Source organism: Agathobaculum sp. (genome assembly GCF_050946325.1).
In the GTDB taxonomy this organism is placed as follows: Bacteria; Bacillota; Clostridia; order Oscillospirales; family Butyricicoccaceae; genus Agathobaculum.
Window position 1 is genome coordinate 1 of the sequence record NZ_JBMNUP010000088.1, and the last position, 7,678, is coordinate 7,678.

Here is a 7,678-nt window from a genome sequence, read left to right on the forward strand (position 1 = left end):
TCACCTGCGACACGCCGCCCTTCTTTATCTGGCAGACCAACAGCGATGATCCCAGAAACTCTTTCGTGCTGGGCGCTGCACTGACAGAAGCAGGCGTTCCGTTTGAACTTCATTGCTTCCCCGACGGCGTCCATGGACTGGCGCTGGCAGACGGAAATAATGATCTTTATATGGATATTCCCCATGTGGCGCACTGGGCCGGCCTGTGTGCCGAATGGCTGCATGGACTTGGATTATAAAAAAGTTCCCGTCGAATTGCACCGGCCTCAGTAAAAAGGCGCAATGCCCCTTGATGCGGTAAAGCAAGCTGCATCAGGGGCATTGTTATGGGCACCGGTGTATGAGAGTAACTGTATGGTCATCCAGCTATAAAATAAAAACAAAAATCGCTGCGAAACCGCACCTCCACAACGACCTAGGAATTTCAGTATACCTTGCAAGTTCATCTCAACCTAACCCAAGAATACGGCATTACGCCGTCCATATCAAAAAGGCATCTATATGGATACCATTGCAGAAAAGTTTTTTATTCTCAGAATAGAATATATTTTTGCCACAAACAATCTGCAATCTGTAAAGCCAACGATATATTCGACCAGCTGTATCCAACTTTTGCAGCCATGAGCAGCATCTTGCCCAAAAATGAAGAGACGATGCCTATGCGCCGTCTCTCCGCCTAAAATCCAATATTTCTGCGATCAGACACCCTTTTTATGCTGGCTGCATAATCTGGAGCGCTTCAAAAACAGGGCCTTTTCTTTTTCTCTGATTCGGCTTTATATCCGTTTTCCGCTCTCCTTGTCGAACAGATGAAAATACTCCGGCTGCATTTCCAGGCGCCCCTTCGCGTGCTTCGCAATTTTCGAAGGAGGCGTATCGCCTGGCAGAACAAGCGTCACTGACGTGTCGCCCACCTGAAGATGCACAACAAATTCTTTTCCCGTTGTTTCTGCATACTCCACCTCCGCCTCTATGCCCTTATCACCGAACAACAAATGCACCGGGCGTATGCCGAGCCGTATCTCCCGGCCTTCATCACTGTCCGCCAATGCCGCGCATTGCTTTTCCGAAATAGGATATTCAGTTCGGAGCACTCTTACATACCAGCTTTTCTCACGTCGCGTCAATTGCGCATCCAGCAGATTCATCGGCGGCACGCCAACAAAAGATGCAACATAGGTATTCAAAGGGTGGTTGTACAATGCTTTCGGTGTCCCAGCCTGCTCAATCATCCCGTGACGCATCGCCACGATACGGGTCCCCAGCATGAACGCCTCAGCCTGATCATGGGTAACATAAATAAAAGTCGTGCCTATTTTTTCGTGAAGCCGCTTCACTTCCCGGCGAAGCTGGGCACGCAATGAAGGGTCAAGATTGCTGAAGGGCTCATCCAGAAGAAACAGCTTCGGCTTGCGCACCAATGCCCGGCCAATGGCCACACGCTGCTGCTGTCCGCCCGATAGTTCCTTTGGGCGCCGTTTTAAAAGTCCGGTCAGGTCCAGCATGGACGCAATCTCTTCCACATACAAACGGATCTCATCCCGTGGCATATGCTGGTTTTTCAGCGTATATGCGATATTGTCATACACAGTCAAATGCGGATACAGCGCATAGTTTTGAAAAATCATGGCAATATCCCGTTCATCCGGACGCACATCGTTGATGTTTTTCCCGTCCAGGCACACCTGGCCGGCTGAAACTGACTCTAGCCCCGCGATCATTCGAAGAACTGTGGTTTTACCACATCCGGAAGGCCCCAAAAGCACAACAAACTCACCATGTTCTATTTCCAGGCTGAACTGCTGAACCGCAATTACACCTTCATTTGTGGTATATGGGTTCATTTTCTCCTGCCGCAGAGCCTCAACAGACCGCCTGCGCGCGCCGAACAAGCCTCCTATCTTTGTATACGGATAGATTTTCACCAGATCGTTCAATACCAGTTCCGCCATACTCCCTGCCTCTATTCCTCAGAATCATTCATATTCGCAGCCTGTTCCAGCGCTGAGAGCCCGCCGAATTCCAAGCACTGTTCCCGTTCCGGTTCGGCATCTGTCTGTTTCTCAGGTTCTTTTGCACCGCTCAGCGCCACGAGCCGTTGCAAAGCCTTCTCCACTCCGGAACAAGTCAGATCGACATACAGCGCCGGTACGATCAGCAATAGAACCGGATAAAAATCCACCACAAAAATCATAACCGCCAAAAGAATCATCTGCAGCAGGACACTGAAAAAATTCCGAAAAGGAAGGTAAAACGCTATCCGAAGTATGTCCAGCCCCCCTCCTTCAAAGCGAGACAAGGCCGGTGCAAGATAAAAGACGGTAGCCGTCCAAGCATACGCCAAAATGCAGCCGACGGAAAAATAAGCGGTTCCCACAGCGTTCTGCCGCATCATTTGATATCCAAAATCCACACAGGTATATAACAGCAGGCTTCCTCCCGCCGTTATAAGGGAGAGCAGCACCCCTGGATGCAACGCATGGCGAAAAGCGGAAAAAAAATCTGCTGTAACGCCTTCGCCATCCTGGCGAATCACTTTTGTCACTGTGTGGAACAGCGCCGCACAGGCGGGAATGATGGTGACGACCGGAATACACGTCAACAGCCAGTAAAAGCTGACCAAAATAAAATTCCCGATTTTTGTCAGCATTCTCATCAAGGGATTTTCCATTTGAAACATCGTTCACTGCCTCCCGGAGCGGCGCATCCATGCGCTGCCGTTTTGTTTTGGATATACCACACAGGCATAGCCACTTTCGGGTTATGCCTGCGTGTTCCTTTCTATTCTATTTTGCCACAATCACATCCGGGCCGTCCTCACTTCTGCGAAACGCACTGTTGTTTGTGTCCTCAACCGTAACGCCATCGCAGTCAAAATGGAACACCAGCTTCTTCGTCAGACAGGTCTCTGCCCAGCGGAGGTTCACCGCAAAGGTGTCCTCTTCTGTCCAGGCACCGTCACAAACAAGCAGCTGCGTCTGATCTTCCGCCTTGCCGACCAGATTTGTAAAACGGCAGCCATTTGTGGCGATTCGAACGGCCTGTGTGCCATTTGGGCCATTTACATTCCATATACATCCATAACTGTCGAACGCGAACGAAAAATCCGTTATTGGACTGACGGGTTCTCCTGACATAAAGTTGAATATTTCCGTACTCAGCACGCCGCTTTGAACCGTGTATGTTCTGCCGCTGATTTTTGAAGCAATGGGACTGAGCGGCTGGAATACCGGATTTGGGAGATTGAGGCACCGCATTTTCTGCGCCAGCCGCCCAGCACTTTGCGGATCTTCCTCCAATGTCTCGCCGCCTACTTTTTCCAAAAAGTCCCATGTAATATTCAAAGTACTTTGCGCCCAATGCGCGCCGGCAGCCGTTTCATTAATGGCAATCAGCAGATCCTGCTCCGGACTTACGATGGTGAACTGCCCCATCGCTCCATCCGCCCGGTATACACCCTTCGGCTTGCACATCCATATCTGAAAGCCATACCCCAGAAAATTGTCGCTTGCCTCCGGGTTGTTGAGCGCTTCAGTGGATGAGTCATTTTGATTTGTAGTGGCAAGCCTGACATAGTCCTCTGCCAAAATGCGTTCACCCTCCCATACGCCGCCATCGGCGTACAGCTTCATCAGACGCAGATTGTCCTCTGTGGTGGCAAGCATTCCGCCGCCGCCCATTTCCATCCCGTCCGGCATACAGTACCAGCGGATATTGTCCGGGTCGATACCGATTTTACAGAACAAGCGTTTGCTCAAATATTCCTGAAGCCCTTCCCCTGTTTTTTTGCGGACAATGGCACCCAGAATCGAAGAGCCTGTAGAATTGTACATGAAAGCAGTGCCGGGCTTGTGATTGACCGGTGTATGCATGAAATCGCGGATCCAGTCCACCGTTGGGCGCGGCATCGCGTCCATACCGCATCCCATACACAATACATCGCGGACGGTTAAAAGCTTCAGGTTTTCGCTTGGGTCCGCCGGAGATTCCTCTGGGAAGATATCAATGAGCCGTTCATCCAATTTCAATACGCCTTCCGTATAAGCAATGCCCACCGCAGTGGCCGCATACGTTTTTGTGTGCGACTGCAGGCCGTGACGCAGGTTGGGAGCAAACGGCTGCCACCAGCCCTCCGCGCAGATCTTACCATGACGCATAATCATAATGCCGTGCATCTCGGTGTTGCTGCGTTCCAGAGCGTCTATATAATCCAAAATTGCCTGGCTCCGAATACCCACAGCTTCCGGGCTCGTTCTTTCAAATTCTTTTCTCATTGTTTACCCCTCACTTTTATCCTTTTACGCCGCCGATAACCATGCCCTTTACCAATTGCTTCTGGATGAATGGATACACCAGCAAAATCGGAATGATTGCGATAATGGCAATCGCCATACGGGCACTTTCTGTCGGAAGCGATTTCATCGCCAACGAAGCGGATTCGACCATATTATTGCTGGACTTCAGATAAGCGATATTGTCCATCAGGCGTTTCAGATAAACCTGGATGGTGTACAGGTTTGAATCCGAAATATAGTACAGGCCATTTGTCCAGTTGTTCCAATACCCGATTGCCGCAAACAAACCGATGGTGGCAAGCACCGGTTTGGACAGCGGGACAATGATGCTGGTATAAATACGCAAATCGCTCGCGCCGTCCATCCCCGCAGCCTCGATAATCGAATACGGGATGTTCGCATTATAGTAATTCCGCACCATCAATACGTTCATTGCACCCATCAGACCGCCCGGAAGGATCAGCGCCCAAATCGTATTTTTGATATGAAAGAAGGTACTCCAGACGATATAGGTCGCGGTCAGCCCTCCATTGAACATAACGGTGAAAAATACAATAAACGCGAAAATATTTCGCTGCTTAAAATCCTTGCGGCTCAACGGATACGCAAACAGAGAGGTCAAAACCAAGTTGCCCAGCGTGCCTGCAACTGTTGTCACAATCGTCAGCATATAGCATCGGCCGATGGTGGCACGCTTTGCCCACAGGTAATCATACGCGGCAAAAGATATTTCCTTGGGCCAAAAGCGGTATCCCAATTGTCCCAGAGATGTCTCAGTCGAAAGAGATACCGACAACATCAAGATAAAGGGAAAAATACAGTAGAGAGCCAGAAGAATCAGTACCGTCAGCGCAAAATAGTGGAACGTCCTTTCATCTCTGATTTTGGGGGCCAAACTTTTTTTCTCTTTACGCATCGTTTTCTTCCTCCCTCAGAACAGTGCGTTGTCATTATCAACGACACGCACAAATGCATTGGACAAAACGACCAGCAGGAAACCAAGTACAGCCTGGAATACACTGGCTGCCGACGACATTCCGATATTATTCAGTTCCATCAGCGCCCGGTATACATAGGTGTCGATTGTTTGCGTTGTGCTGGTCAGCAGGCCCTGATTCAGCGTCACCTGATAGAATAAGCCGAAATCAGAGTTGAATATTTTGCCGATAGACATAAGAAGCATCAGAATCACCATCGGCTTGAGCAGCGGAAGCGTGATATATCGGATCTGCTTAAGCTTATTTGCACCGTCAATCTTTGCCGCTTCATAAAGGCCTTTATCGATGCCTCCGATGCTTGCCATATAAATAACCGAGCTCTGGCCCGAGCATTGCCAAAAATGAACGATTGTAAGGATCACCGGCCAATACTGTGCGCTGGCATACCAGTTGATACCGTCTCCCCCCAGAAGCGCACGGTTGATGTAGCCGTTGTTCGTGCTGAGAAACGCATATACGATGAATGACAGGATAACCGCAGAAATCATCGACGGAAAACATATGATTGGCTGAATCACCTTGGCCGCGGGACGTGCCGAAATCTCTGCCATGAGTATTGCAATAAAAACCGCAATCACAGTCCCCATGGCAATCCATACGATGTTGTACAGCAGCGTATTGCGAATCATAATCCAGGCATCTTTCGTCTTAAACAGGAATTCAAAGTTCTGCAAACCGCACCAGGGGCTTTGCAGGACGCCCACTGAAAAATTCATCTTTTTAAAAGCGAACAAAATACCGAACATCGGCAGATAATTGTTGCAGAGCAGATATACAAGCCCTGGAAGCATCATCAGATACAGCGGGAGCAGCCGTTTAAAATCCGCCTTTCTCTTGTTTTTTTTCTTCTGTTTCAGCAGGTCGTCATACTGTGACGCAGCCCGCGCTGGGACAGTGATTTCCGCATTTGACATAAAATTGCACTCTCCTTGCCTACCGTATGTCTTTATTCTACCTGTGGCAGCAGATGTAAACATTAAAAAAAGTACGCTGTATTTCCTATTTTGTAACACGCATCACCGCGGCCGAAAAGCCGCGCCCGCTTCATCCTCCAAGGATGAACGCCAAAAGAAAATGCAGGCCTGCAGGCCTGCATTTTCAAATGGTTCAAACTTTTTTCCGGGCTTATTTATACTGCTCTACCCAAGCGTCGACCTGTGCCTGATAATCCGCCAGGATATCATTGATGCCGGCAGCCTCCAGCGCCGCCTGGAACTCAGGCAGGTAAGAAGCGGGGTCTACGTCGCCGTACATCAGCGCTTTGTCATACTGGTTGTAGACGTTGGATACCGCCGCCACCTGCGTAGAAACATTATCGGAATTCGGCGTAAAGCCGAACAGCGGCGCAACCCACGCGGAGTCAATCAGCTCTTTCATGTACTCTTTGTCTTCATTGGAGGTATTGCCGTCCATTCCATACAGCAGGAACTGGTTGCCGAACGCACCGCAGGAGAACAAACAGGTGTACGGAACGGAATCCAGCCCCAGGCCTTCGGGATACTGGATAGAGCTCTTGTCTGCGTTCCACTCCCAAGATACGCCTTCCAGGCCATAGATAAGCGTGCTCATCACATACTCGTCCGTCCAGATCAGGTTCAGCACTTCCGCCGCTTCTTTCGGATGCTTAGACGTATAGGCAATGCCATATGTGAGCGTATTGCTGGTGAGCGAAGTCTTACCGATGCTTACGGCTTTGAACGTCGCGCCATAGGTATTGTTCATCGTGAACATCTGTTCGATCGTGGGCACGCTGTAAGCATGGCCCATATAAACACCCTTACAGGCACCGGACTGCGAAAGAACATCATGCGTAAGCGTCTGGGCGGAGCCCTCGGGGTCCACATAACCCTTCTGCCGCCACTCATAAGCCTTTTCGGCGGCTTTTTTGTAAGCAGCCGTATCAAACAGGCTTACCAGCTCGGTGCTGTCTCCTACAGTGGCAAAGTAGGTGCCGACAACAGCCGTGTGGTCCTCTTCGCAATACAGCGGCAGAGACACTTGGTAGGTATACGCAGCCGGCAGTTCGTCCGGGTACTTTTCCTTGAACTGGGCAAACAGGCCGTCCAGATCGTTGATGCTCTTGATCTGGGTCATGTCAAAGTCCTTGAAATATTCTTCGTTATAAATGTACTTGTAATCCATGGAGAGACCCTTGTAAGCAGGAATGCCGTACAGTGAGCCGTTTACGGTGCCGCACAGGTCCCAGTCGCCCACTACTTTCATGACCTCTGCCAGCACGTTGTCTCTGTACTCATCCAGATTTACCAGATAGCCGTTCGTGACCGCCGTATTAATGGGACCGGTATAAATAATATCCAGTTCCTCGCCGCCGGCCAGACGCATATTCATGTCCGTTGTATAATCAACGAGCGAATACGGTTGAAC

The 7,678-nt window shown here is 49.9% G+C and carries 6 protein-coding genes and 1 pseudogene; 1 reads left to right on the forward strand and 6 read right to left on the reverse strand.

The features are described 5' to 3' along the window. Positions 1 to 239, forward strand: a pseudogene (locus ACOYIE_RS07580) (alpha/beta hydrolase); the annotation flags it as partial. A gap of 537 nt (positions 240 to 776) precedes the next feature. Here the strand turns inward: ACOYIE_RS07580 and ACOYIE_RS07585 are convergent. From ACOYIE_RS07585 to ACOYIE_RS07610, 6 genes are all read right to left on the reverse strand, one after another. Further along, the gene (locus ACOYIE_RS07585; RefSeq protein WP_155202173.1) at positions 777 to 1,952 is read right to left on the reverse strand and encodes an ABC transporter ATP-binding protein; all 1,176 of its coding nucleotides are present in this window, start codon (positions 1,950 to 1,952) and stop codon (positions 777 to 779) included. 11 nt (positions 1,953 to 1,963) lie between these two features. Next, a complete protein-coding gene (locus tag ACOYIE_RS07590; RefSeq protein ID WP_282147128.1) occupies positions 1,964 to 2,680 on the reverse strand; it encodes a YesL family protein in 717 nt (238 codons plus the stop codon). 106 nt (positions 2,681 to 2,786) lie between these two features. Then, positions 2,787 to 4,238 (reverse strand): serine hydrolase domain-containing protein, encoded by a 1,452-nt coding sequence (locus tag ACOYIE_RS07595; protein ID WP_433411987.1) that lies wholly within the window; start codon positions 4,236 to 4,238, stop codon positions 2,787 to 2,789. Positions 4,239 to 4,290: 52 nt separating this feature from the next. Continuing rightward, complete coding sequence (locus ACOYIE_RS07600; protein WP_154523537.1) at positions 4,291 to 5,211, reverse strand: carbohydrate ABC transporter permease; 921 nt, start codon at positions 5,209 to 5,211, stop codon at positions 4,291 to 4,293. Positions 5,212 to 5,226: 15 nt separating this feature from the next. Continuing rightward, a complete protein-coding gene (locus tag ACOYIE_RS07605) occupies positions 5,227 to 6,207 on the reverse strand; it encodes an ABC transporter permease subunit (protein WP_154523540.1) in 981 nt (326 codons plus the stop codon). A gap of 211 nt (positions 6,208 to 6,418) precedes the next feature. Next, positions 6,419 to 7,678 (reverse strand): ABC transporter substrate-binding protein (locus ACOYIE_RS07610; RefSeq protein ID WP_433411990.1); only part of this gene is annotated, 1,260 nt, incomplete at its 5' end.